The sequence below is a fragment of the Brevundimonas vesicularis genome (assembly GCF_900445985.1).
Classification (GTDB): domain Bacteria; phylum Pseudomonadota; class Alphaproteobacteria; order Caulobacterales; family Caulobacteraceae; genus Brevundimonas; species Brevundimonas vesicularis_D.
On sequence record NZ_UAQP01000005.1, the window covers coordinates 87,456 to 110,789 of the forward strand.

Genomic DNA, 23,334 nt, shown 5'->3' on the forward strand with positions numbered 1-23,334 from the left:
TCCCTGCACACCCTGTCCAACGGCGTTCGCGTCATCTGCGATCCGATGCCGGGGCTGAAGACCCTGGCCGTCGTCGTCACCGTCAAGGGCGGGGCGCGGTGGGAGCCGCTAGATCGGTCCGGCTGGTCGCACCTGCTGGAGCATCTCGTGTTCAAGGGCGCCGGGGACATGGCCGCGCGCGAGATCGTCGAGCGGATCGAGGCCGAGGGCGGCACGATCAACGCCTCCACCGGATACGAGCGGACCAGTTTCGAGGTGCGGGGGCTGGACGGCTCGCTGCCGCTGGCGATGCAGGTGCTGTCGGACCTGGTGTTCCGCCCGACCCTCGATCCTGCCGAGATCGAGCGCGAAAAGGACGTGGTGGCCCAGGAGATCGCCGAGGCCTTCGACACGCCCGACGACCATGTGTTCGAGATGGTCCAGACGCGCGCCTTCGCCAAACAACCGCTGGGCCGTCCGATCCTGGGCTCGGTCGCGAGCCTGAAGCCGGCCGACAAGGCGTTGGTCGAGGCGTGGCGTGCGCGGCTGTATTCGCCCGACCGGATGGTGGTGTCGGTCTCAGGCGCAGTGGACGAGACCGAACTGCTGGCCCTGGCCGAGCGCTGGTTCGGCGATGCGGTGGCGACGCCGGCCGATGCGCCCGCGCCGGCCGCCTTCGTCGGGGGCCATGCGAAGCTGAAGCGCAAGATCGAACAGGCCAATCTGGTGTTCCAGTTGCCGGCCCTATCCGCGACCGATCCGGCGCTTTCGGCCATGCGGCTGTTCGGCGAGATTCTGGGCGGCGGCATGGCCTCGCGCCTGTTCCAGAGCGCGCGCGAGGAGCGGGGCCTGGCCTACGCCATCGACGCCTATCAGGAGCCGTATGAGGATACGGGCGTGCTGGGCATCTACGCCGGGGCGGCGGCGGATCGGGCGAAAGAACTGGCCGAGGTCTCGGCGGCCGAGGTGCGGGCCCTGGCCGAGGTTGGGCCTACCGAAAAGGAGCTGTCGCGGGCCAAGGCGGTGATGAAGGCGGGCCTGTGGATGTCGGACGAAAATCCGATGAGCCGGGCCGGGCGCAACGCGGCCCAGACCCTGATCTTCGGCGCCCCGCGCTCCAGCCTGTCGATGACCGAACAACTGGAAGCCCAGACGATCGAGGACGTTCGCGCGGTCGGCGGCCGGGTGTTGGCCTCTGGCCAGGCGGCCAGCGCCGTCCTAGGCCCGAAGTCGGCCGCATCGGCGGGCGAAGCGTTCGTGGCGGCCCTGTTTGCGGGGTAGATTTCAGGCTCTTCTTTGCTAGCTTCCTTCGGCCTTGGGCGGGCGCTCACCGCGACAGACGATTTCTAGCGGTAGCCATCTGAAAGTCCGGGCAGGGGACGGGGGCAAACTTCTCTTCACGACCCATTGCGGTCGTGCCCTACCTTGCTCGAACCTGCTCCAAAAGCTTGCTGAGAGTTGCCTCAACATCGTCTATGCGGGGATCTAGCGTTGAAGCCTTCTGGCGCACCACATCCAAAAACGGGTCACTGATTGGGACGCGCGTAAATTCGTCCCAGTCCCAGTCTCCTCCGGTCCCATCGAGGAAGTCCTGTAAGAAGCCAGCGACTTCCTCAGGTGCGCGGTCAACTGTCTTCTTGCCAGGCCAAAGCGACGCAGCAAAGGCAAGCGGGATAGCGATCGGCATCAGCAGAACCGCCGCCCATCCACTGATCACCTGCCCAGATGTCCGTTGCATCCTATGATGCTGGCCGAAACTAGGTGTGTCTGCAATCCACCCGTAACAGCGCGTTGCAATTCCTGCATTGTGCGCAGGTGAAAGGCTGGGCGGGTTGAACGGAACATCCGACCGCCGGGATCGGTTATGCTGGCGCTTGAACCCGTCCAGCCCGGAGACCACCATGACCGTCCGCGTCGCCCTGATCGTCGGCAGCCTGCGAAAGGGCTCCTATTCGCGCGCCATCGGCATGGAGCTGAAGGCGCTGGCTGAGCCGGGACTGGAGATCGAGCCGGTCGAGATCGGCGACCTGCCGCTCTATGACCCCGATCTGGAAACCGACAACCCGCCGCCCGCCTGGGAGCGGTTCCGCGAAGAGGTGGCGACGACCGAGGCGGTGCTGTTCGTCACGCCCGAATACAATCGCTCCATTCCCGGCGCGCTGAAGAACGCTCTGGACGTCGGCTCGCGCCCCTATGGTCACAGCATCTGGCAGGGCAAGCCCGCCGCCATCGTCAGCGTCTCGCCCGGCGCCGTCGCGGCGTTCGGCGCCAACCACCACCTGCGCCAGCCGCTTGTGTTCCTGAACATGCCGACGATGCAGCAGCCCGAGGCCTATATCGGCAATGTCGCGGACCTGCTGGACGAGAACGGCAAGCTGAAGAAGGACGACACCAAGACCTTCCTGAAAAGCTTCACCGACGCCTTCGCCGCCTGGATCGACAAAACGAAGGCGTGAGGCCGCCGCCTCAACCGATCCGTGAAATCCCTGTCACGAGCGAACGGTAAGCTGTGCCGTTGAGTGTGACATGTCACTAGAGCCGTGAGGGCTTGCGCTTCGCATCCGCGAAATGGGGCCGAACACGGGACGAGATGACATGAAGGCTTTGATGATCGCGCTGGGCGCCGCGCTGCTGCCGGGCCTGGTCCTCGCGCAGGAAGCGCCTCGCGAGGTGTCCATTCCGTCGGGCGATGCGACGATGTCGGCGCGGCTGCTGCAAGGGGTCGGAGAGGGCGCGCGTCCAGCCGTCGTCCTGTTCAACGGTTTCCCCGCCGGGCCCAACATCCCACGCATCGCACTGGATCTTCAGAAGGCGGGCTATAGCGTGCTGCTGCCGCAGTATCGCGGCACGGGAACGTCCGGCGGGACGATCAGCCTTCAGCATTCGCGCGAGGATGGGGCGGCGGCCGTGGCCTGGCTGAAGACCGATCCGGCCAGCGGAGCGGACGCCTCGAAGATCGGCGTGATCGGCGTCAGCTATGGCGGCTGGGTGGCGTTGCAGACGGCGGCGGCGGATCACGGCGTGCGCTGCGCCGTGGCTCTGGTTCCGGCCGACATGGGCGTGATCGGCGCACGCTGGGGCACGGATGCGGACTATCGTGTGGCCTGGAAGACGGATCTGGACAGTTTCGCCGCAGAACCCGAGACGACCCGTTTCGGCCCTGAAGGCGTGGACGGCTTCATGAACGCCATCACGCGCGACGCCGCCGTTTCCGGTCTGGTCCAACGCGCGCCCGATCTGGCGGACCGTCCGATCTTCGTCGCGGGCGGCCGTAAGGATCCGGCCGCGCCTTTCGCTGACCACTATGCGCCGCTGGTTGAGGCCCTGCGCGTGGCCAAGGCGCCGTTCGCGGCTCTCGAGTTCGACGGTGGGCACAATCCCTCAGAAGCCTCGGCCGCCGCGCAGGACTTCATCGAGCGGACCTGCTTCGGGCGATAGGCTGAGCCCCAATTGAAAACGGCGGCTCCGTGAGGAGCCGCCGTCGCCAGATCAGCTATGACGCTGAAATCAGCCGATGGTTTGCAGCTGGCCAGCCGATTCCTTGCCCGAACGCTTGTCGCGTTCCAGCTCGTAGGAAACCTTCTGGTTTTCATCCAGGCCGCGCAGGCCAGCGCCTTCGACGGCCGAGATGTGGACGAAGACGTCCTTGCCGCCGTCGTCGGGTTGGATGAAGCCGTAACCCTTGGTCGGGTTGAACCATTTGACAGTGCCGGTAGCCATTTTGAGACCTCCGTTAGAAATTGACCGAGGGAACGTCCCTGCGGCCTGTCGGGTCTGAATGGGAGCGGCCTTGACTCGTGCGTTCGCAGAGAGAGTGGGCGTTACGCAGAGAGATCGACGAGCTCTATGTGCGCAGATATTCATGACAGATGCAAGCGCGGGCCGGGCGGGCCGAAAATCCAATAATGGGAACGGTTTAGCTTGGCGCACGTTGTTGGAAGGCACGAAAGGCTTCCAACATGAACCGCACCCACGTCGTGGAGCGCGCCTACCAGCTCGCTCGGACCAACGATTGTTTGAACACCGGCGATGTCGTCAAGGCGCTGTCGGGCGAGGGCTATTCGGGAGCCGAAATCTCGCATTTCCAGGGCAGCTCTATCCGGGCCGACCTGAACCGCATCTGCAAGATGCCCAAGCCCGACCTCGAACCGACCTCAAACGCCGCCTGACGGCTCAATGCGCGCCAGCGCCGTCCGGCAGATGCATCTTCTCGAACCGCCCCACCCGCGTGACCAGGGTGCGGGCGGCGTCGTTCATGCCCAAGACCTGCACGTCTGCGCCCTGGCGGCGGTAGCGGAAGACGACCTTGTCCACGGCGGCGACGCCGGTCAGATCCCACAGATGCGCGTCGCTGAGATCGATCTCGACACGTGTGGGATGGCCGTGATGCTCGAAGCTGGCGGCGAACAGATCAGCCGAGGCGAAGAATAGCTGGCCTGAGACGTGGTAGCGCAGGACGCCCGGTTCCGGCGTTGGAACCTCGGTCACGGCGATGGTCTTGCCGACCTTGCGCATGAAGAAGATCGCCGACAGCAGCACGCCCAGGATGACACCCTTTGAAAGGTCGTGGGTGGCGACGACCGTCACGGTGGTGGCGATCATGACGATGGACGACTGAAGCGGAGTGGAGCGCAGCTTCACCACCGATGACCAGTCGAAGGTGCCGATCGAGACCATGATCATGACGGCGACCAGGGCCGCCATTGGGATTTGGGCGACCCAGGTCTGAAGCGCCAGCATCAAAAACAGCAGGAACAGGCCGGCCCACAATGTGGACAGACGCCCGCGTGCGCCGGAGGTGACGTTGATCATCGACTGGCCGATCATGGCGCAACCCGCCATGCCTCCGAACAGGGGCGACAGGATGTTGGCGATCCCTTGGCCGCGCGTCTCGCGATCCTTGTCCGACGGGGTGTCGGTGATGTCGTCAATCAAGTTGGCGGTCAGCAGGCTTTCCAGCAGGCCGACGAAGGCCAGGGTCGCCGAAATCGGGGCGATGATGACCAGCGTCTCCCACGTCAGGGGGACGGCGGGCAGATGGAACATCGGCAGGCTGGTCGGCATCTGGCCCATGTCGCCGACGGTGCGCACATCCAGCTTCAGCACGATCACCAGGGCGCTGATGGCCACGATGGCGACCAGGGGCGAGGGCACGGCCTTGGTGAGGCGCGGAAAGCCGTAGATGACGACCAGGGCCGCCGCGACAAGGGCGTAGGTGATCCAGCCCTGGCCGATCAGCTCAGGCATCTGGGCCAGGAAGATCAGGATGGCCAGCGAGTTGACGAAGCCGGTCATGACGCTGCGGCTGACGAACTTGATGTAGCGGCCCAGCTTCAGCAGGCCGATGACAATCTGGAACACGCCGCAGAGCAGCGAGGCGGCGAAGAGATATTCCAGCCCGTGGTCGCGCACGAGCGTGACCATCAGCAGGGCCATGGCGCCGGTCGCGGCCGAGATCATGGCCGGCCGCCCGCCGACGAAGGCGATGGTCACGGCGATGACCACGCTGGCGTAGAGGCCGACGGCGGGATCGACGCCGGCGATGATGGAAAAGGCGATGGCTTCGGGGATCAGGGCCAAGGCCACGACGGTCCCCGCCAGAAGATCGCGGCGAGGATTGGCGAGCCATTGCTGGCGCGCGGAGGCGATGATGGACATGTCAGGATTTCATCTGGATGAGCCGCGCCCGATGGTTCGGTTGCAAGGCGGCTCGGTTTCCCAGCGGATCGGCGGCGGGGATAGCCACCCGTCGCCTGCGAACAGGGCCGGGTCCAAGGTGATGGCGTCCTGATGCGATGTTGCGCCGCGAAAAGCAAGCGTGACGGCTAGACCAGGCCATCCATCGTGGGCGCCTCTGCGGCGCTGCCGGGGAAGACGCGGGCGTCCAGGGCGGCGCGGTCCAGGCCCATGTGATCGCGCAACACGCCCTTGAACACTGAACGGATGTCCAGGGTCGGCGCCAGGTCGCGGTTCTCGAATAGGCGGTTGTCGGCCAGGGTCGGCCAGTCGCCGATGGGGCCGCCGCGCTTGACCGCGCCGCCCGCCAGCAACAGCGACGAGCCGGTGCCGTGGTCGGTGCCTTGGGTGCCATTGGCACGCGCGGTGCGGCCGAACTCGGTGGCGACGACGACGGCGGTGCGCGACCAGGCCTCGCCCAGCCCGTCCTTCAGGCCTGTGACCAGTTGATCCAGACCCGTCAGGCGGGTTTGAAGTTGCGCCCTCTGGCCCGCGTGGGTGTCCCAGCCGTCCAGAGAGACGGCGACGACGTCGGCGCCCTCCGGTCCGGTCATCAGCTTGGCGACGGCCTGGCCCAGGCCCTGGACGTCGTTGCGGCGCAGGCGCTGGTCGCCGCCCTCCATGCTGACCAGCTGCTCGGTCGCCAGACCCCGCGCCAGGTTCTGGCCCAGCATCGGATCCTCGACATAGAGATCCTGAAGCAGGGAGGCGATGCGGTCGCCGTCGCGCACCAGACCACCGGGCGCCCAGCTGGACACCGGCGCGTCGCCGCGCAGGATCAGCGGGGTCTGGGCGCCGATCGACAGGCCCTTCAGCGACGTTCCGCCGGCCGCGACGATGGCGCGGTTCAGCCAGCCGTCGGACTGTTGGCGCAGACCTTCGCCGCCGTTCTCCAGCACGTCCTGGGCCTCGAAGTGCGAGCGGATGCGCACGGGCAGGGCGACGGCGGGGGCGAACCGCATCTGACCCTGACCATAGAGGTCGTGCAAACCCGTGAGCGCCGGATGCAGGCCGAAGCCTTCGCTCAGGGCCAGGGCGCCGTTCGCCTCGCCGGGCGCGGCGATGGCCAGACCGCCGCGCAAGGGGACGTAGTTCGGATCGGCGTAAGGCACGGTGACGGACAGGCCGTCCATGGCGCCGCGCGCGATGACGACGACCAGCTTGTTGGCAGGGCCGTTGGTCTGGGCGGCGACGCGGCCGGCGAAGGCCAGGCCGACCCCGGCGGAGGCGGCGGCCAGCAGATGGCGGCGGTTGATATTGAGGGCGGTCATCGGCGTTGGAACTCCGGCGACATGAACAGAAGGGTGAGGGCCTCGGGCCGGCTTTCGGCGCGGGCGACGGCGAGGCGGGTGCGTTCGCCGAGGCGCGGGCCGAGGGCGGCTTCGGCGACCGCGTTTGGATCGCTCGCCTGCGCCAGATCGGCGGCGGTGCGCGACCAGTTCAGCCGCTTGACCAGGGCGTCGGGGCCGGCCCAGTCGGCGGCCGTGTCGGGCCAGCCCTCGGGCGACGGGGCCGCGAACGGCGGCTGGCCCATGTCGAGCAGGGCCTGGCGTAACGGCTGGATCCGCTGAGGCCGGGTTCCCAGCGCGCGATGGGTCGAGACGATGAAGTCGTAGGGCGTCTTGATCTTGGCGGGCTGGGGCGCCCAGGTCTCGGGCGCGTCGATCAGAGCGCGGGCGACCTGGGCCAGATCGCCGCCGGAGCGGGTCCAGGCCGCTTCCAGTCGGGCGACCAGAGCGGGCGACGGATCGTCGGCGACGAAATGGGCGGCGAGACGGCGCGATAGGCGTATGGCCGTCGTTGGATGCCGGGCGAGGTCACGCAGAATGGCCTGACCCTGGGCCAGGCCCGCCGCCGGATAGGTCTTGCCCATCACCGTGCGGGCGCCCGGTTCATGGACATTGGCGCGGAAGACGAAGCCGTCGGGACCGGGCTCGGTCGGGGCGGCCATCCTGCGCGCTCGCTGAGGGCGAGCGGGCTGACGCTGGTCGCGGGCGGCGGGAACGGACCAGCCGGTCAGGGCGCGGGCCAGTTCGGTCACGTCGTCCTGCGTATAGCCGCCGTCGGCGCCGACCGTGTGCAACTCCATCATCTCGCGGGCCAGGTTTTCGTTCAGCCCGGCGTTGCGGCGGGCGCCGGCCATGCTGTCGGGGCCGACCGAGCGGGCCTGATCCAGATAGAGCAGCATGGCGGGATGCTGTTCGGCGGCCAGGACCAGATCCTCGAACCGGCCGAAGACGTGGGGACGGATGGCCTCGCGCTCATACTGGCCGACGAAGGCGCCGCTGGCGAACTTGGCGGCCGAGACGGTCAGTGCGTTCGACCAGAACAGGGCCCAGCGCTCGGCGAAGCCGTCGTCGGTGGTCGCGCCGAGCTGGGCGCGGGCCAGGAACTCCTGCGCCGTGTCCTGGGTGATGTCGCGGCGGGCGGTTTGACGGGCCTCGCGCCGGGCGACGGCTTGCGGATCGGCGGCGTCCGGCATGCCGGGAGCGGCGTCGCGTCGATCGCGGCGGACCAGACCGGCGTCGCTCTGATAGTCGATATATTGGGCGACGCGTTCGGCGGTGTCGGCGAACTGGCCGGACGGCTCGGGCGCGCCCTGGGACCGAATCTGGCCCATGGCCCAGCCGCGCGGATCGGCGGCGACGCGGTCGATCTCGCCAGGCCGGGCGCCGAGACCCAGGCGCGTCAGGGCGACGGCGGCGTCGGTCGGTGATGAAGCCATGGCCTTCTCCTCGTCCGTCCCCCGAAGCCTAAACGCACGAGGATGCAGATTTCCGTCGCGACACGCAGACCACCGTCATTCCGGGGCGTCCGCAGGACGAACCCGGAACCCAGGGCCGCACGCGGTTTGTCTGATGCATCGACGCCGGATGCGAACCCCCTGGCTTCCGGGTTCTTCGCTACGCTCAGCCCCGGAATGACGGACAGGGGCGATGCGGCCCGATTAGGCGGGTTGGGCCAGGCCGGCCTCCGCGTCCGCGATCAGGTCGCGGTCGTCGACCTGCCACGGGTGGAAGTCGGGTTTGTAGAAGGCCAGGTAGTCGCCGATCATCCGGCGATACAGACCCGGCTTCAGCCACAGCCAGCGGAACAGGCCCAGACGCGCCCGCCAGCCGACGATGCCATCCTGTTTCAGCAGCATGAAGGTCGTCTCGCGCACCGTGCGGGTGAACAGCAGCGTCGTCAGGAACATGGCCCAGCGTCGGATGCGCCAGCGCTTCAGCGGACTGAGGTCTCGGGTCGCGTGCAGGAAGACGTCATAGGCCACGCCCTTGTGCTCGATCTCTTCGATGGAGTGCCAGCGCCACAGGCGGGCCAGGTCGTGGGGCGAGCCCTTCAGCAGCTCCGGATCGGCCAGCAGCCGATGGGCGAAGGCGGCGGTGAAATGCTCCAGCGCCATGGTCGCCGCCAGCTGGGCCAGGGCCGGACGGGCGCGGGCGATGTCGAGCCGCGCCGTGACATAGGCCTCGATCTCGGCGGTGTCGTAGCCGGCGCGTTCGGTGATGGCGTTGAAGGCCATGTGTTCGCGAGTGTGGGCGCCTTCTTGCACTGTGAAGGCTCGGATGTCGGCGGCCAGGGCCGAGGGCGCGTCCTTGGCGAACCGCTTGACCGACTGGATGAAGAACCGCTCGCCGTCGGGGAAGGTCAGGCTGAGCGCGTTCATTACGGCGGTGCCGAACGGGTCGCCGTTCAGCCACCAGCGTGGCGTCGGAGCCTCGCGGTCGATATGCAGGTCGCGCGGCTTGATCTGGAGGTCGGCGGGGGTGGCGGATTTCGCCATGGTTCTGCTCCTCGATTTCGAGAGGATGATGGAGTTAACTGACATCAATGTCAACTAATGGTCCGGTGAAGCGGCGACGCGGGGCGGTGGCGCGCGAAGAGGCGTTGGAGGCGGCGCGCGACCTGTTGCTGTCGGGCGGGCCGGCGGCGGTGACGCTGAAGGCGGTGGGCGAACGGATGGGCGTGGGTCACGCCAATCTGATCCACCATTTCGGCTCGGCGGCCGGGCTTCAGGGCGCGCTGATGGATGCGATGGTTCGCGATCTGGCGCAGCGGATCGAGGCCGGCCTGGGAGAAGGGCGCGACGGCGTCGAGCCGGGGCGGCTGATGAGCGTCGTGTTCGACGCCTTCGGACCGGGCGGCGCCTCGCAGATGGCGGCCTGGCTGGCGCTGGCGCGCGAGCAGGGCCGGGCGGAGAGCTTCGCCGAGGTGGTGCGTGACCTTGCCGAGCGGCTGGCGGCCATGGCGCCTGAAGATCCCAGGGCGGCCGAGCGGGCCAAGGCTTTGGTGGTGACGGCGGCCTATATGGCCTTCGCCGAGGGGCTGATCGGGGACATCCTGACGCCGATGCTGGGAGCGCCCGAGGGGCTGGGCCGCGACCTGGCGCTGAAGCTGACCGCGACACTTTTGGCCGAACCGTAAGGTTCAGAGCCGAATCTTGATGCTATAGTCCCCGTCGATGGCGCTTCTGGACTGGATGAGCGATGTGGCCGGACCCGTGATCCGGGGGGACGGCGTGCTGCTGCGCCCGCCGCGCGCTGGAGATTTCGCAGACTGGTCCACGCTGCGCGACGGCTCGCGCGACTATCTGCAACCGTGGGAGCCGGCCTGGCCCGAGGACGACCTGACCAAGGCGGCCTTCCGGCGCCGGCTGTCGATCTATGCGCGCGAGATGGAGCTGGGCAACGCCTGGCCCTTCTTCGTTTTCGTCGAGGACGGCAAGACCCTGGCGGGGGCGGTGACCCTGTCGAACGTGCGGCGCGGCGTCGCCGAGACGGGGACGCTGGGCTACTGGATCGGCCAGCCGTTTTCCGGTCAGGGCGTGGCGACGGCGGGCGTTCGGGCCGTTGTCGCCTACGCGTTCGACAAGCTGAAGCTGCACCGGCTGGAGGCGGCCTGTCTGCCCACCAATCACGGGTCGCGACGGGTGTTGGAGAAATCCGGTTTTCGCAACGAAGGTCGGGCTCGCGCTTATTTGAAAATTAACGGCGAGTGGGCAGACCATTTGTTGTTCGGCCTGGTCGAGGACGAGCGTTGACGGCCGGGGGCCGTCTGGAAGGGCGAGACGCGTGACACCACGATCCCGATCGCTGGCCTGGGACGCCACGACCGCCATCGAGGCGCTGGCCGCCGCCGAGACAGCCCTGTGGGTCTGGACACCTGCGGCGGACGAACTGCGTTTCACCGGGGCTACGCGATCGCTGGGCCTGGGACCTTTGGCGCCGGAGTGCACGGCCGCTGGTTTCGTCGCCCTGGCCATGCCGCAGGATCGCAGCCTGGCCGAGCGGATGCTCAAACCTCAAGATGAGGGCGCCGAGATCGCCGTGCGTCTGCGCATGCGCGGGTCCGAGACCTGTCTGTGGCGCGGCGTCTGGCTGGAGGACGGCCTGCGCGCCGCCGGCGTCGTTGCGCTGGAGACCAAGTTCGCCGGATCGGACCGCGACACTCTGACGGGCCTTCTGGATCGTCGCGCCTTTTTGGCCCGCGTCAGCGAGGTGCTGACCCAGCCCGGCGAATACGAGATCGTCGTCGGCGACGTGGACCGGCTGCGGCGCCTGAACGAGGCGCTGGGGCATGAGCGGACCGACTTGGTGCTGTCGGCCCTGGGCTCGCGTCTGGCCGCCGCCTTCAACAAGGACGCCTCGGCCGCGCGGATCGGCGAGGACGAGTTCGCCATCATCGTCCCCAAGACCGCGTCCCACACCAGCTACCGGGTGCGCGACGCGCTGGAACAGCCGTTGCGGGTCGCGGGCTTCGACATCTATCCGACCGTCTCCATCGGGGCGGTGATGGTGGAGGGCGGGCCGGATGCGCCCGACGCCGCCGAACTGTTGCGCCGGGTCGAGCTGGCGGTGGAATCGGCAAAGGGCGCCGGGCGCGGCGGATCGGCCGCCTATGGCCGGGCGCTGGAAAGCGACAGCTTGAGCCGTCTGGCGTTGGAGGCGGATCTGAGGAACGCCTTCGTGCGCGGCGAGATCGTGCCCTTCTTCCAGCCGATCGTGAACCTGAACACTGGGGCCGTCGCCGGTTTCGAGGCGCTGGCGCGCTGGCGTCACCCGCGGCGGGGGCTGGTGCCGCCGGACGAGTTCCTGGGCCTGACCGCCGACCTGGGGATGATGAACGACCTAGGCCTGCTGATGATGACGCAGTCGGCGCGGCAACTGGCCGAATGGATCGAACGCCATCCGCTGGCCGGCAAGCTGTTCTGCAGCGTCAATCTGTCGGTCGGCGAGATCGAGCGCCCGCATCTTTGCGAGGACGTGGCGCGCATCATCAAGGAGACCGGCCTGCCCAAGGGCGCGCTGAAGCTGGAAGTCACCGAGGGCGACATCATGCGCGACACCGCGCGCGCCGCCGAGGTCTTGCAGTCGCTGAAGGACGTCGGGGCCTCTCTGGCGCTGGACGATTTCGGCACCGGCTTCTCGTCGCTGTCCTATCTGGCGCGCCTGCCGTTCGATACGCTGAAGATCGACCGCTATTTCGTGCTGACGATGAACAAGGACGAAGGCTCGGCAAAGATCGTCAAGTCGGTGGTCAACCTGGGCCGCGACCTGTCGCTGGAAGTCGTCGCCGAGGGCGTCGAAAACGCCGAACTGGCCCGCCTGCTGCTGGACGCCCAATGCCACTACGGCCAGGGCTTCGGCTATGCCCCCGCCCTGCCGGCGCAGGAGGCCGAGGTCTATCTGGCCGAAAGCCTGGCCGACGGCACCGCGCCGCTGAAGCAGCGGTCGGCTTAGGGCTTAGATCGCGTTTAGCGGCAGGCGCAGGTAGCGCTGGCCGTTGGCGTCCGGGGGCGGCAGGTCGCCGGCTCGGATATTGACCTGAAGCGAGGGCAGGATCAGCTGCGGCGCGCCCAGCGTGGCGTCGCGGGCCTCTCGCATGGCGACGAAAGCGTCTTCCGATACGCCGCCGCCGATGTGGATGTTCTGCGCGCGCTGTTCGGCCACGGTGGTCTCGAACCGGAAGTCGGTGCGGCCCTCGGGCAGATAGTCGTGGCCGACGAAGATGCGGGTCTCGTTGGGCAGGGTCAGCAGGCGCTGGATCGAGCGGTAAAGGGTCCGGGCGTCGCCGCCGGGAAAGTCCGTTCGCGCCGTGCCGTAGTCGGGCATGAACAGGGTGTCGCCGGTGAAGACCGCATCGCCGATCCGGTAGCTGACGCAGGCGGGGGTGTGGCCGGGCGTGTGGATCACCTCGACCGTCAGGTCGCCCAGCGCGAAGGCGTCGCCGTCGGCGTACAGATGATCGAACACCGCGCCGTCCGGGCGCACGTCTTCGGCGCCGAACAGGGGGCCGAAGGCCGACTGAACCTGGGTGATCCGCCCGCCGATGCCGATCGACACGCCCGTCGCCGCGCGAAGGTGCGCCGCCGCCGTCAGGTGGTCGGCGTGGGCGTGGGTTTCGAGCACCAGGGCCAGCTTTAGCCCCTCCGACCGCAGCGCCGCCATGACGGCGTCGATGGACCGCGTCGAGGTGCGGGCCGAGGGGGCGTCGAAGTCCAGAACGGGGTCGATGATGGCCGCTTGGCGGGTCGCCGGGTCGCTGACCAGATAGGTGACGGTGTGGGTCGCGGGATCGAAAAAGCCGCGGACGTCGGGGGATTGAGCCATGGAGAAAGCTCCTTTCGCACTCCAATATATTAGGCATTGCTTATTTAGCAAGCGCGAATATATTGCGCCCCATGATCGACCTTCAGACCATCGGACTTGAGCGATTCCAGGCCAGCGCGGGCGAGGCGGCGGCGTTGCTGCGCGCCCTGTCCAACGAGAAGCGGCTGATGATCCTGTGTCAGTTGGGCGAGGGTGAGATGTCCGTCGGTCAACTGCTGCCCCAGGTCGGCCTGTCGCAATCGGCCTTGTCCCAGCACCTGGCCAAGCTGCGCGACGAGGCGCTGGTGAGCACGCGTCGGGACGGCACGACCATCTTCTACCGCATCGCCGATCCGGCCGTCCTGAAGGTCATCGCCGTGCTGGCCGAAATCTACTGTCCCCCTGTTTCTTCCGAAAAGGCATGATCCCGATGAGCGTCCTGACCCCCCTGTCCCCCGCCGAGGTTTCGCGTCGGCTGAAGCAGAACACGGCCGTGCTGGTCGACATCCGCGAGCCCGACGAGTTCGCCAGAGAGCATGTCATCGGCGCCGTCCACGCGCCGCTGTCGGCCTTCGACGCCTACACGCTGGCGGGCGCCGACGGGCGCGACGTCATCTTCACCTGCCGAACCGGCAATCGGACGGGCGTCAACTGCGACCGTCTGGCGGCCAAGACGACGGGCCACGCCTTTGTCCTTGAAGGCGGGCTGGACGCGTGGAAGGCGCAGGGTCTGGCCACCCACGCCGATCGCTCAAAGCCGATCGAACTGATGCGTCAGGTCCAGATGGTCGCGGGCGGCCTGATCCTGATCGGTGCGGCGCTGGGGACGTTGGTGCATCCAGCCTTCTGGGGTGTTTCGGCCTTCGTCGGCGCGGGCCTGTTCGTCGCGGGCGCGACAGGATTTTGCGGCATGGCGCGGCTGCTGGCCGTGATGCCCTGGAACAGAGCCGCGACCCGGCCCGTGACGAGAGCGGCGTGATCCGGTGACGACCGAACTGACCCCGCTGGTCCTGACCGCCTTCAGTGGCGGCGTCGTCGCCCTGCTGCTGACCCTGTTCGGCGGCGGCGGGTCGGTTCTGGCCGTGCCGCTGCTGCTGTATGTCGTCGGCGTCGCCGATCCCCACGTCGCCATCGGCGTGTCGGCGGCGGGCGTGGCGCTGAACGCCCTGACGGCTTTGGCCGGTCACGCCAGGGCAGGGCGGGTGCGCTGGCCCTGCGCCACCCTGTTCGCCATCACCGGCGCGGCCGGGGCCTGGTTCGGATCGTCCCTGGCCAAGATGATCGACGGCCATCAGCTGCTGCTGATCTTCGCTGTCGCCATGGCGGCGGTGGGCGTGTCGATGCTGCGTCCCAAGGCGGCGGTCGCTTGCGTCGAGCCCCGGCTGAATTGGTCGATGTCGCCAAAGGTCGGCATGGCGGGCGCCGGCGTCGGCTCGGCCGCAGGCTTCTTCGGCATCGGCGGCGGCTTTCTGATCGTGCCCGGCCTGATGGCGTCGACGGGCATGAGCCTGGCGACCGCACAGGCGACCTCGCTGCTCAGCGTCGCCGTGTTCGGGGCGACCACAGCGGGCAACTATGCGCTGTCAGGATGGGTCGATCCGGGCCTGGTCGCCGCCATGGCGGTCGGCGGGGTCGCCGGGACGGCGGCGGGTCTGCCGCTGGCGCGCCGGCTGGGGTCGAACGCCCGGCTTGGGCGCATCCTGTTCGCGGGCCTGATCCTGGTGGTCGCCGCCTATGTCGCGGTGCGGGCGATCCTGGCGCTCTGAGACCTCTGTTCAGCGGGCCGTCTTTCGACGACAGTTGCGCCCATGACCGACGCCAGACTGGAGATCGCCGCCGGCTTTGCGACCTTGCAGGGGCCCAAGGCGGATAATCAGGACTTCGGCGGCGTCCATATCGGCACGGCGGCCGAGCAGCGCGAGCATGGGGTCGTGGCGGTGATCGCCGACGGCGTGTCGGGGTCAAAGGCCGGGCGGATGGCGGCGGAGCTGACGACGCGCAGCTTCATCGACGGCTATCTGGATCAGAACCCGCTGAACGGCATCGCGGCCAACGGCATCAAGGCGCTGCGGGGCTTCAACCGCTGGCTCCATGCGCGCGGGCGGATCGATCCGGCGATGGAGGGGGCGGCGACCACCTTCACGGCCCTGATCCTGCGCGGGCGCGAGGCGACGGCGCTTCATGTGGGGGACAGCCGGGCCTGGCATTTCCGCGACGGGGTGCTGACGCGGCTGACGGAAGATCACACGCGGGCCCAGCAGGGGCTGAGCCATGTGCTGTACCGCGCCGTCGGCATCGAGGCGGATGTGAAGCTGGACGTCCGGCAAGTGCGGCTGGAACCGCACGATCGTCTGCTGTTGACCACCGACGGGGTGCATGGGGTGCTGGCCGATGCGGTGATCGCAGGCCTCTTGGGGCGGCGCAGTTCGCCCGATGCGGACGCCAAGGCGATCTTGGCCGAGGTCGAGGCGGCGGGGCCGCGCGACAACGCCACCGCCATCGTCATCGACGTGGTCCGCACCGGCGCGCCTGACTGGGAGGCGATCACGGCCGAGGCGGAGGGGCTGGCGATCCTGCCGCCGCCGGCCGTGGGCGACAATGTGGACGGGTTCGCGGTTCAACGGGTCGTGGCGGACGGGCGCTATACGACCCTGTTCCTGGCCAAGGATACGCTGGGCGACGCGGGCATGGTGGTGCTGAAGTTTCCCAAGCCCGCCGTGGTGTCCGAACGCGGCGCGCGCACCGCGTTTCTGCGCGAGGCCTTCATCGGGCGGCGCATCGACAGCCCCTTCGTCGGCAAGGTCCTGAGCCTGGACGCCGGTCGCCAGAGCCGCCTCTATATCGCCCAGCCCTTCCATGCCGGACAGACCCTGCATGCGCGGTTGGCGCAGGACGGGCCGTTCGAGATCGCCGAAGGGATCGGCGTGGCCCTGCGCCTGTCGCGCGCGGTTTCGGCCCTGCACCGGGCGGGGGTGACGCACCGCGACATCAAGCCGGACAATGTGATCTTGGAGCCACAGGGCGGGCTGAAACTGGTCGATCTGGGCGTCGCACGTCTGCGGCTGGCCGAGGAGTTCGCCGAGGCCGAGGCGCCCGGCACCGCGGGCTATAAGGCGCCGGAAATGTATGCGGGCGAGAGCGGCAACTCCGCAACGGATCAGTTCGCCCTGGGTGTGACCCTGTATCGCCTCTTCACCCGAACCTATCCGTGGGGCGAGGTGGATCCGGCCGATGCGCCGCGCTTCGACCGGGCGCCGGCACCGCCGACGCGACACCGGCCGGATATGCCCGCCTGGCTGGAGGCGGCCATCATGCGCGCCGTCGCCGTCGATCCGAACGAGCGGTTCGAGGATGTGGAGGAACTGATCCATGTGCTGGAAACCGGCAGCGCCGTCGCCGCCCCGCCGCCGCGCCAGCTGTCCCTGATCGAGCGCGATCCGGTGCGGTTCTGGCAGGGCGTCAGCCTGGTCCTGCTGATCGCCTTTCTGGTTTCGATGGCGACGCGCTAGGGCGGCCTACGTTCAACCTAGGCCTTTGGATGTGCGACATTTGGCGGCGTGAGGGCGGGGAACCTGTGGCCGCTCTCGGCTTTTGTGACGGCGAGCGGGGACGTCGCGCCCGCACTTTCGGCACGAAAGCCTCCCCAAATGATCAAGACCCTCGCCTCCAGCGCCCTGGCCCTGGCCATGGTTTCCACCCCCGCCCTGGCGCAGTCCGTCGCCCCCGACTGGTCCGGCCCCTACATCGGCATCTTCGGCGGCTACAACCAGTCGAACGATGACGAGAACGAGAACCTCGGCTTCGACCGCAATCTGGACGGCCGTTACGGCGATCAGGTCTCGACGGCGACCGGCAACGCCTTCAGCCCCGGCTTCTGCGGCGGCACGGCGACCAGCACCGTTCCCACCACGGGCTGCCGTGACGACAACGACGGCGTTGAAGCCGGCGTCCGCGCCGGTTACGACATGCAGTTCGGCAACTTCGTCGTCGGCGCCCTGGCGGAATACAGCGTCAACAATGTCCAGGATTCGGTGACGGGCTTCTCGACCACCCCGGCCTTCTACACCTTCACGCGCGAGCTGGAGAGCACGGCGGCGGCTCGTCTGAAGCTGGGCTACGCCTATGGCCCGGCGCTGATCTACGGCACCGGCGGTTACGCCTATGGCAAGTTCGAAAACCGTTTCCGCACCTCTAACCAGGCCAACAGCTTCACCGAAACCAGCGAAGGCGATGACGGCGACGGCTGGCAGGCCGGCGGCGGTGTGGAATACGCCCTGGGTCGCGGTCTGACGGTCAGCGGTGAATACCTCTACACCTCGCTGGACGTCGACAGCCCGGTGATCCGCGTCGGCAACACCGGCACGACGCCGGTCGCCAACCCCTTCATCTCGGCCCCGAACACCGCCGGCACCGACATGATCCGCAGCAACGGTCGCTTCGGAACCCACATGGTCCGCATCGGCATGAACTACCGCTTCTAAGCCTGAAGACGGGCAGTCTGGGCCTCAGGCCCGACCGCCCTGGCTCGACAGCATGGCCGCGTCCACGCCCAGCTGGGCCAGGGCGCGTGTCCATTTCGACGTGTGTTCGCCGTCGAAAATCAGGTCCAGATCGGCGTCGGCGGTCAGCCAGACGTTGTCGGCCAACTCCTCCTCCAACTGCCCCTCGCCCCAGCCGGCGTAGCCCAGCAACAGGGCCGATCGGCGCGGACCGGCGACTTCGTCGGTCATGGCGGCCAGCGCCTCGCGCGTGCCGGTCATCGCCAGACCGTCGCCAAAAGCCAGGGTGTCGTCGCCGACCGTCCAGTCGTCGGTGTGCAGCACGAAGCCGCGCTCGCGCTCGACCGGTCCGCCCATCAGGACCGCGCGACCGATGGATTGATCGGGCGCCGGCGCGTCCAGCTTGTCCAGAACCGTCTTCAGATCCACGCCCGGCGCCGGTCGATCGAGCCGCAGCCCCATGGCGTGATCCGGCCGGTGGGCGCAGATCAGGATGACGGCATGTTCAAACCGGGCGTCGTCGATCCCGGGCATGGCGACCAGCAGTCGGCCGGTCAGGGTGGAGGCTTGGCTCATGATCCTGGCATCATCCGTCCGGAAAGCGGCGCAAGCAAGCCGAACCGGCGCTTGCGGTGTCGCCCGTGGTGTCTATGTGTCGCACACGGCCGTTCAAACGCGCCGGCCTCAAACCTCAGCGAGACAGACATGACCATCCAGATCGGCGATCGCATCCCCAACGCGACCCTCGCCCAAGCGACCGCCGAGGGCCCCAAGCCCGTCAACACCGACGACATCTTCGCCGGCAAGACCGTAGCCCTTTTCGCCGTGCCCGGCGCCTTCACCCCCACCTGCTCGGCGCGGCACCTGCCGGGCTTCAAGGATCATCTGGCCGACATCCAGGGCAAGGGTGTCGATATGGTCGCCTGCATCTCGGTCAACGACGCCTTCGTCATGAAGGCCTGGGGCGAGAGCCAGGGCATCACTGACGACAGCATCGTCATGCTGGCCGACGGCAACGGCGAACTGACCCGCGCACTGGGTCTGGTGCTGGACGGTACGGGCTTCGGCCTTGGCGAGCGCTCGCAGCGCTATTCCATGCTGGTCAAGGACGGCGTGGTCGAGCAGCTGAACATCGAACAAGGCGGCGAGTTCAAGGTGTCCTCCGCCGAGCATCTGCTGGCGCAGCTTTGAGTTGTATCAATCCACGCTACCGCTTCGCTACTTGAGCGTGGATTGATCATGAACTCGGATGTGTTCAGCCCCGAGAAGCGCAGCGCCGTGATGCGTCGTGTGAAGGGGCGGGATACGTCGCCGGAACTGGCCGTGCGCAGGATCCTGCGCGCGGCCGGGATCGGCTATCGGCTGGGCGGCATGGGTCTGCCGGGCCGCCCGGATGTGGTGATGAAGGGCCGCAAGGTCGCCCTGTTCGTCCACGGCTGCTTCTGGCACTGCCATGATTGCCCGCGCGGCGCGCGTCAGCCCAAGACCAACGCCGATTACTGGATCGCCAAGATCGAGCGAAACCGCGCGCGCGACGCCGCAGCCGTGCAGGCGCTGGAGGCGTCAGGCTGGCGCGTGATCGTGGTCTGGGAATGCGAGATGCGACAGGCCGATTTCGCCGCGGGCCTGATCGCGACCGTCCTGGGTCAGGCGGCCTCGGTCGCGGCCTGAGCGGCCGCGTCGTTCAGGACGTGCTGCAAGGCGCCGATCAGGGCGGGTGGCGTCAGGGGCTTGGAGACGAAATAGGCCATGCCGGCCGCCTGACAGGCCGCGACGTCCTCGGGCGCGGTGTCGGCGGTGACGGCGACGACCGGGGTGGCGGCGTTGGGTCCGCCGCCGGCGCGCAGGCGACGCGTCGTCTCGCGCCCGTCCAGCTCCGGCATGCGCACATCCATGAAGATGACGTCGAACACCGCCTCCTGACAGCGTTCCAGCGCGATCTTGCCGTCGGCGGCGGTGGTGATCTCGCAGCCCAACGGCTGAAGGATCAGCTGCACCGCGCGGCGGTTGATGTCGTGATCGTCCACGACCAGCAGGCGCAGCGGCTGGTCTTCGGCCTCGTCGGCGACCGCAGGCGTCGCGACGGCCGGTTCGGGCGCAGGCGCAGGGGCGACGGATGCGGGCTGGGGCGTGGGCACGACGGAGGGCGCCAGCGAGCGGGCGATGTCCAGACGACTTTCATCCACCGCATCGACGATCTGTGCCGCCTCGTCGCCGCGCGGCAGGATCAGGGAGACGGTGAAGCGCGAGCCCTGCCCCGGCGTGCTGCGGACCGTCAGCCGGCCCCCCATCAGGTCGATCAGATTGCGGCTGATCGCCAGGCCCAGGCCCGAGCCGCCATAGCGGGCCGTGACGCCGTCGGCGGTCTGGTCGAACGGCGTGAACAGGCGCGCCAACTGATCCGCGGTCATGCCCGAACCGGTGTCGGCGATCTCGAACAGCAGGGCGTAGCCTGACGGCTCTTCGGGCCAGGCCTGAACACGCAGGGTGATCTGGCCTTCCTCGGTGAACTTCATGGCGTTGGACATCAGGTTGTTCAGCACCTGACGGATGCGCATGACATCGCCCTTGACGTGGCGCGGCATGGCCGACGCGCCTTCGACACGCAGCTTCAGCCCCTTGGCGTCGGCGACGCCGCGCCACAGCATCAGCGTCTGTGCCAACATTTGCCGCAGGTCGAAATCCTTGGCCTCGACCGTCATCCGTCCGGCGCCGATCCGGGTGTGGTCCAGCAGGTCGTCCAGCAGAGCCTTCATCATCAGGCCGGCGTCAGTGATCAGATTGGCGCTGGCGCGCGACTGGGCGTCGGGCTCGCGAAGTTCGGCGGCGCCGGCCAGGATCGCGCCGATGGGCGTGCGCAGGTCATGGCCGATGGCGGCCAGGAAGGTCGTGTGGTCGGCCAGGTTGCGCTCGGCCCGGAGGCGGGAGTCCTCGGCCAAAGCATGGGCGCGAACCACGGTGACGCTGGTCTCGATCATGCGCTGGCCGGTGATGGCGACGTAGAAGGTGAACAGCACCACGGCCGCGGCGGCGGACATGACCAGCGGACCCGATGCCCCGAGGGCATAGACGAAGAACGGGGTCGTCAGAAGGAAGCCGACCTGGGGCACAAGGCCGGCAATCATCACGGATTGGCACCGGGTGGCGTTCACGATCGCCGTCAGCATGACCGAAGTCAGCAACAGGACTGCACAGACGCCGCCGAATGCGCCGCCGATCCACCACAGGAGCAAGGAAAGAGAGGAGAAGACGGCCGAATTGACGGCGACGACGGCAAGTGTCGCAAGCTTGCGACCGGCTGAAAGCTCATAGGGGCCTTTCAGGATCGGACGATAGACGACCATCTCCATGGCCTGAACCGACAGATACAGCACGATCCAGCCGACGGTCAGGCGCACCCCGATCATCGGAATCACGATCAAGGCGACAGCCGCCGCCGCCACGACCCGTTGCACAGCCGCACCCGAGCGCTCACGAACGGCGGCGGCCCAACTGCTTTCAGCGGTATCGACGGCGGTCGATTTCATTCAGGCCCTCGAATGACGAACGCAGGTCGCTCGTATCGTTCATCCTAGGCCGATCGACACTAACGCTCCGTCAACGGCCGGTCCCGATCGCCGCCGCCGCTGTGGAAAAACCGTCGGCGCGAAGACGGGCGGCCAGGTCACGCTTGATGCGGGCGACCAGGCCGGGCCCCTCGTAGATCAGGGCGGAATAGATCTGGACCGCCGAAGCCCCCAGGCGGATGCGGGCATAGGCCTCGGCGCCACTGTCGATGCCGCCGACGGCGATCAGGGGAAGCCGACCGGCCGCCGCCTCGGCCGCCGCGCGTAGGGTCTTTTCCGCGAAGGGGCGGATGGGTGCGCCGGACAGGCCGCCGGTTTCGTGGGCGTCTGGCGAACGTAGGGTCTCGGGACGTTCCAGCGTGGTGTTGGACACGATCAGGCCGTCGATCCGGTGGGCCAGAGACGCCTCGACGATCATGCCGATCTCGTCGGCGATCAGATCGGGCGCGATCTTCAGAAAGACCGGCACGCGCGCTGGGCCGGTCGCCGGACGGGCGGCGTCGATGCGGCCCAAAAGGTCGTCCAACTGCTCGCGGCCCTGAAGCGCGCGCAGGCCCGGCGTATTGGGCGAAGAGATGTTGACGGTGAAGTAGGCGGCGCGGCCGGCGAGGCGTTGCAGACCGGCGACATAGTCGGCCGCCTTGTCCTCGGTGTCCTTGTTGGCCCCGAGATTGGCGCCGACGACGACGCCCGTCGGGCGCTGGTCCAGCCGCTCGGCGAAGGCGTCGAGCCCGGCGTTGTTGAACCCCATCCGGTTGATGATGGCCCGGTCTTCGCTGAGGCGGAACAGGCGGGGTTTGGGATTGCCGGACTGAGGCCGGGGCGTGACCGAGCCGCATTCGACGAAGCCGAAGCCGAGGCGCGACAGGCCGCGCAGGGCCTCGCCGTTCTTGTCCAGACCCGCCGCCAGACCGACAGGATTGGGCAGGTCCAGCCCCGCCAGCTGTGTTCTCAGGATCGGATCGTCCGCAGGCGGCGTCGGCAACGGGGCCAGCGCAAGCCCCTTGATCGCCAACTGGTGCGCCTGCTCCGGATCGAGCCGGCGCAGCACGGCGGCCCCAAAGTCGGTCAGGCTCATCGCGCATCCTCGAACGCCATCTCGCCGTCGGCCGTGACGGAAAAGGCGCGCGAGGCCGTGACGGCGGCGACGGGCAGGGGGGCGTAGAGATGCGGAAACAGATCGTCGCCGCGCGACGGCTCCCAGATCAGGTCGTCGCCGAACCGCCTGAGATCGACGGTCAGCAGCAGCAGGTCGCCGCGCCCGGCGAAGTGCCGTCGCGCGGTTTCGGCCAGTTGCGCCTGGGTCGACATATGGATGTAGCCGTCGGCCAGATCGACCGGGGCGCCGTCGTATCGGCCTTCGGCGACGGCCGCGCGCCACTCGGCGGCGTCGACGATCTTGTAGGCTAGGTCGGTCATGCTGTTGGCGCGCCCAGCGACCGCGGCGTCAGGAAACCTTCGTAGGTGCAGCGCCCCGCGACATCGACGCTGAACAGGGCGGCGGCGCCGGTCGGGAAGCCGGCCGACAGCTTGTCCACCACCGCCGGCGAGGCGGCGCTTTCGATCAGATATTCGGCGGCCAGCACGTGGACGCCTGGATTGTGGGCCAGGATCAGCAGGCAGCCGGCCTCGTCCTCGCTGGTCTCGACGAAGCGGCGGATCACGTCGGAGGGGGCGTTGTAAAGGGCGTCCTCGTCGCGGACTTCCACATCGCCGAAGGCGTCGTGCATCTGCTCCCAGGTCTGGCGGGTGCGCACGGCGGTCGACACCAGGGCCAGGTCCGGCTTGAGGCCCCGCTCGGCCAGGGCGCGACCCATCAGCAGGGCCTCGGCGCGACCGGCGACGGACAGGGGGCGGGCCTCGTCGCCGCCGGAGGGGGCGGAGGCTTCGGCCTGGGCGTGCCGCATCAGGATCAGTCGGTGCATGGCCTTCGCCATAAGGCGGTTTCGCCCGGCCCGCCAGATG

26 protein-coding genes and 1 other annotated feature are annotated in these 23,334 nt (G+C 68.2%); of the genes, 14 read left to right on the forward strand and 12 right to left on the reverse strand.

Annotated elements, in window-relative coordinates:
- Positions 1–45 precede the first annotated feature (45 nt).
- Positions 46–1,260 carry a M16 family metallopeptidase gene (locus DT343_RS00545; RefSeq protein WP_112861334.1) on the forward strand — a complete coding sequence of 405 codons (1,215 nt, stop codon included), beginning with the start codon at positions 46–48 and terminating at the stop codon, positions 1,258–1,260.
- A 139-nt stretch (positions 1,261–1,399) separates the two neighbouring features.
- On the opposite strand, the gene DT343_RS00550 is transcribed toward DT343_RS00545, so the two are convergent.
- On the reverse strand, positions 1,400–1,717 hold the full coding sequence (locus DT343_RS00550) for a hypothetical protein (RefSeq protein WP_146756697.1): 318 nt from the start codon (positions 1,715–1,717) through the stop codon (positions 1,400–1,402).
- A 163-nt stretch (positions 1,718–1,880) separates the two neighbouring features.
- On the opposite strand from DT343_RS00550, the gene DT343_RS00555 reads away from it, so the two are divergent.
- Positions 1,881–2,435: an NADPH-dependent FMN reductase gene (locus DT343_RS00555; protein ID WP_066549711.1), complete on the forward strand. Its 555-nt coding sequence runs from the start codon at positions 1,881–1,883 to the stop codon at positions 2,433–2,435.
- Between the two features lie 139 nt (positions 2,436–2,574).
- On the forward strand, positions 2,575–3,417 hold the full coding sequence (locus tag DT343_RS00560) for an alpha/beta hydrolase family protein (protein ID WP_181669090.1): 843 nt from the start codon (positions 2,575–2,577) through the stop codon (positions 3,415–3,417).
- Positions 3,418–3,486: 69 nt separating this feature from the next.
- On the opposite strand, the gene DT343_RS00565 is transcribed toward DT343_RS00560, so the two are convergent.
- Entirely contained in the window at positions 3,487–3,699 is a 213-nt protein-coding gene (locus tag DT343_RS00565) for a cold-shock protein (protein ID WP_008260410.1), read from the reverse strand.
- 239 nt (positions 3,700–3,938) lie between these two features.
- On the opposite strand from DT343_RS00565, the gene DT343_RS00570 reads away from it, so the two are divergent.
- Positions 3,939–4,148, forward strand: coding sequence for a hypothetical protein (locus DT343_RS00570; protein WP_055753991.1), 210 nt, complete (start codon positions 3,939–3,941; stop codon positions 4,146–4,148).
- 4 nt (positions 4,149–4,152) lie between these two features.
- Here DT343_RS00570 and DT343_RS00575 read toward each other — a convergent pair whose 3' ends face one another.
- From DT343_RS00575 to DT343_RS00590, 4 genes are all read right to left on the reverse strand, one after another.
- Positions 4,153–5,637 (reverse strand): SulP family inorganic anion transporter, encoded by a 1,485-nt coding sequence (locus DT343_RS00575; protein WP_181669091.1) that lies wholly within the window; start codon positions 5,635–5,637, stop codon positions 4,153–4,155.
- Between the two features lie 54 nt (positions 5,638–5,691).
- Positions 5,692–5,755: a sequence feature (sul1 is cis-regulatory element that is thought to sense ions involved in sulfur or methionine metabolism; They are found in Alphaproteobacteria), on the reverse strand.
- Between the two features lie 49 nt (positions 5,756–5,804).
- Positions 5,805–6,986 carry a DUF1501 domain-containing protein gene (locus tag DT343_RS00580; protein WP_112861337.1) on the reverse strand — a complete coding sequence of 394 codons (1,182 nt, stop codon included), beginning with the start codon at positions 6,984–6,986 and terminating at the stop codon, positions 5,805–5,807.
- Positions 6,983–8,440 carry a DUF1800 domain-containing protein gene (locus DT343_RS00585; RefSeq protein ID WP_112861338.1) on the reverse strand — a complete coding sequence of 486 codons (1,458 nt, stop codon included), beginning with the start codon at positions 8,438–8,440 and terminating at the stop codon, positions 6,983–6,985. The genes DT343_RS00580 and DT343_RS00585 overlap by 4 nt, the downstream gene beginning before the upstream one ends.
- Positions 8,441–8,662: 222 nt before the next feature.
- Positions 8,663–9,499 (reverse strand): metal-dependent hydrolase, encoded by an 837-nt coding sequence (locus DT343_RS00590; RefSeq protein ID WP_112861339.1) that lies wholly within the window; start codon positions 9,497–9,499, stop codon positions 8,663–8,665.
- Between the two features lie 47 nt (positions 9,500–9,546).
- On the opposite strand from DT343_RS00590, the gene DT343_RS00595 reads away from it, so the two are divergent.
- Genes DT343_RS00595 through DT343_RS00605 form a run of 3 tightly spaced genes read left to right on the forward strand, consistent with a single transcriptional unit; the run spans position 9,547 to position 12,455 of the window.
- Positions 9,547–10,140 (forward strand): TetR/AcrR family transcriptional regulator, encoded by a 594-nt coding sequence (locus DT343_RS00595; RefSeq protein WP_112861340.1) that lies wholly within the window; start codon positions 9,547–9,549, stop codon positions 10,138–10,140.
- Between the two features lie 37 nt (positions 10,141–10,177).
- Positions 10,178–10,756: a GNAT family N-acetyltransferase gene (locus DT343_RS00600; RefSeq protein ID WP_112861341.1), complete on the forward strand. Its 579-nt coding sequence runs from the start codon at positions 10,178–10,180 to the stop codon at positions 10,754–10,756.
- A gap of 31 nt (positions 10,757–10,787) precedes the next feature.
- A complete protein-coding gene (locus DT343_RS00605) occupies positions 10,788–12,455 on the forward strand; it encodes a putative bifunctional diguanylate cyclase/phosphodiesterase (protein WP_045809768.1) in 1,668 nt (555 codons plus the stop codon).
- A 3-nt stretch (positions 12,456–12,458) separates the two neighbouring features.
- Here the strand turns inward: DT343_RS00605 and DT343_RS00610 are convergent, their stop codons facing one another.
- Positions 12,459–13,325: an MBL fold metallo-hydrolase gene (locus DT343_RS00610; protein ID WP_112861342.1), complete on the reverse strand. Its 867-nt coding sequence runs from the start codon at positions 13,323–13,325 to the stop codon at positions 12,459–12,461.
- 71 nt (positions 13,326–13,396) lie between these two features.
- Between DT343_RS00610 and DT343_RS00615 the strand changes: the two genes are divergently transcribed.
- From DT343_RS00615 to DT343_RS00635, 5 genes are all read left to right on the forward strand, one after another.
- The gene (locus DT343_RS00615) at positions 13,397–13,729 is read left to right on the forward strand and encodes an ArsR/SmtB family transcription factor (protein ID WP_017505741.1); all 333 of its coding nucleotides are present in this window, start codon (positions 13,397–13,399) and stop codon (positions 13,727–13,729) included.
- A 5-nt stretch (positions 13,730–13,734) separates the two neighbouring features.
- Positions 13,735–14,283, forward strand: a complete 549-nt coding sequence (locus DT343_RS00620; RefSeq protein WP_220116404.1) for a rhodanese family protein — start codon at positions 13,735–13,737, stop codon at positions 14,281–14,283.
- A gap of 4 nt (positions 14,284–14,287) precedes the next feature.
- The gene (locus tag DT343_RS00625) at positions 14,288–15,070 is read left to right on the forward strand and encodes a sulfite exporter TauE/SafE family protein (RefSeq protein WP_112861344.1); all 783 of its coding nucleotides are present in this window, start codon (positions 14,288–14,290) and stop codon (positions 15,068–15,070) included.
- Positions 15,071–15,112: 42 nt separating this feature from the next.
- Positions 15,113–16,813 carry a bifunctional protein-serine/threonine kinase/phosphatase gene (locus DT343_RS00630; RefSeq protein ID WP_112861345.1) on the forward strand — a complete coding sequence of 567 codons (1,701 nt, stop codon included), beginning with the start codon at positions 15,113–15,115 and terminating at the stop codon, positions 16,811–16,813.
- A 138-nt stretch (positions 16,814–16,951) separates the two neighbouring features.
- Positions 16,952–17,785, forward strand: coding sequence for an outer membrane protein (locus DT343_RS00635; protein ID WP_112861346.1), 834 nt, complete (start codon positions 16,952–16,954; stop codon positions 17,783–17,785).
- 24 nt (positions 17,786–17,809) lie between these two features.
- Here the strand turns inward: DT343_RS00635 and DT343_RS00640 are convergent, their stop codons facing one another.
- Positions 17,810–18,379, reverse strand: coding sequence for a YqgE/AlgH family protein (locus DT343_RS00640; protein WP_112861347.1), 570 nt, complete (start codon positions 18,377–18,379; stop codon positions 17,810–17,812).
- 129 nt (positions 18,380–18,508) lie between these two features.
- Here DT343_RS00640 and DT343_RS00645 point away from each other — a divergent pair, with 129 nt between their 5' ends.
- Positions 18,509–18,994, forward strand: a complete 486-nt coding sequence (locus tag DT343_RS00645; RefSeq protein WP_112861348.1) for a peroxiredoxin — start codon at positions 18,509–18,511, stop codon at positions 18,992–18,994.
- 48 nt (positions 18,995–19,042) lie between these two features.
- Complete coding sequence (locus tag DT343_RS00650) at positions 19,043–19,474, forward strand: very short patch repair endonuclease (protein ID WP_112861349.1); 432 nt, start codon at positions 19,043–19,045, stop codon at positions 19,472–19,474.
- Here the strand turns inward: DT343_RS00650 and DT343_RS00655 are convergent.
- From DT343_RS00655 to DT343_RS00670, 4 genes are all read right to left on the reverse strand, one after another.
- On the reverse strand, positions 19,450–21,330 hold the full coding sequence (locus tag DT343_RS00655) for an ATP-binding protein (protein WP_112861350.1): 1,881 nt from the start codon (positions 21,328–21,330) through the stop codon (positions 19,450–19,452). The genes DT343_RS00650 and DT343_RS00655 overlap by 25 nt on opposite strands.
- Positions 21,331–21,400: 70 nt before the next feature.
- Positions 21,401–22,447 carry a quinone-dependent dihydroorotate dehydrogenase gene (locus DT343_RS00660; RefSeq protein ID WP_112861351.1) on the reverse strand — a complete coding sequence of 349 codons (1,047 nt, stop codon included), beginning with the start codon at positions 22,445–22,447 and terminating at the stop codon, positions 21,401–21,403.
- The gene (locus DT343_RS00665) at positions 22,444–22,788 is read right to left on the reverse strand and encodes a DUF952 domain-containing protein (RefSeq protein WP_112861352.1); all 345 of its coding nucleotides are present in this window, start codon (positions 22,786–22,788) and stop codon (positions 22,444–22,446) included. The genes DT343_RS00660 and DT343_RS00665 overlap by 4 nt, the downstream gene beginning before the upstream one ends.
- Positions 22,785–23,294, reverse strand: coding sequence for a SixA phosphatase family protein (locus DT343_RS00670; RefSeq protein ID WP_112862520.1), 510 nt, complete (start codon positions 23,292–23,294; stop codon positions 22,785–22,787). The genes DT343_RS00665 and DT343_RS00670 overlap by 4 nt, the downstream gene beginning before the upstream one ends.
- Positions 23,295–23,334 lie beyond the last annotated feature (40 nt).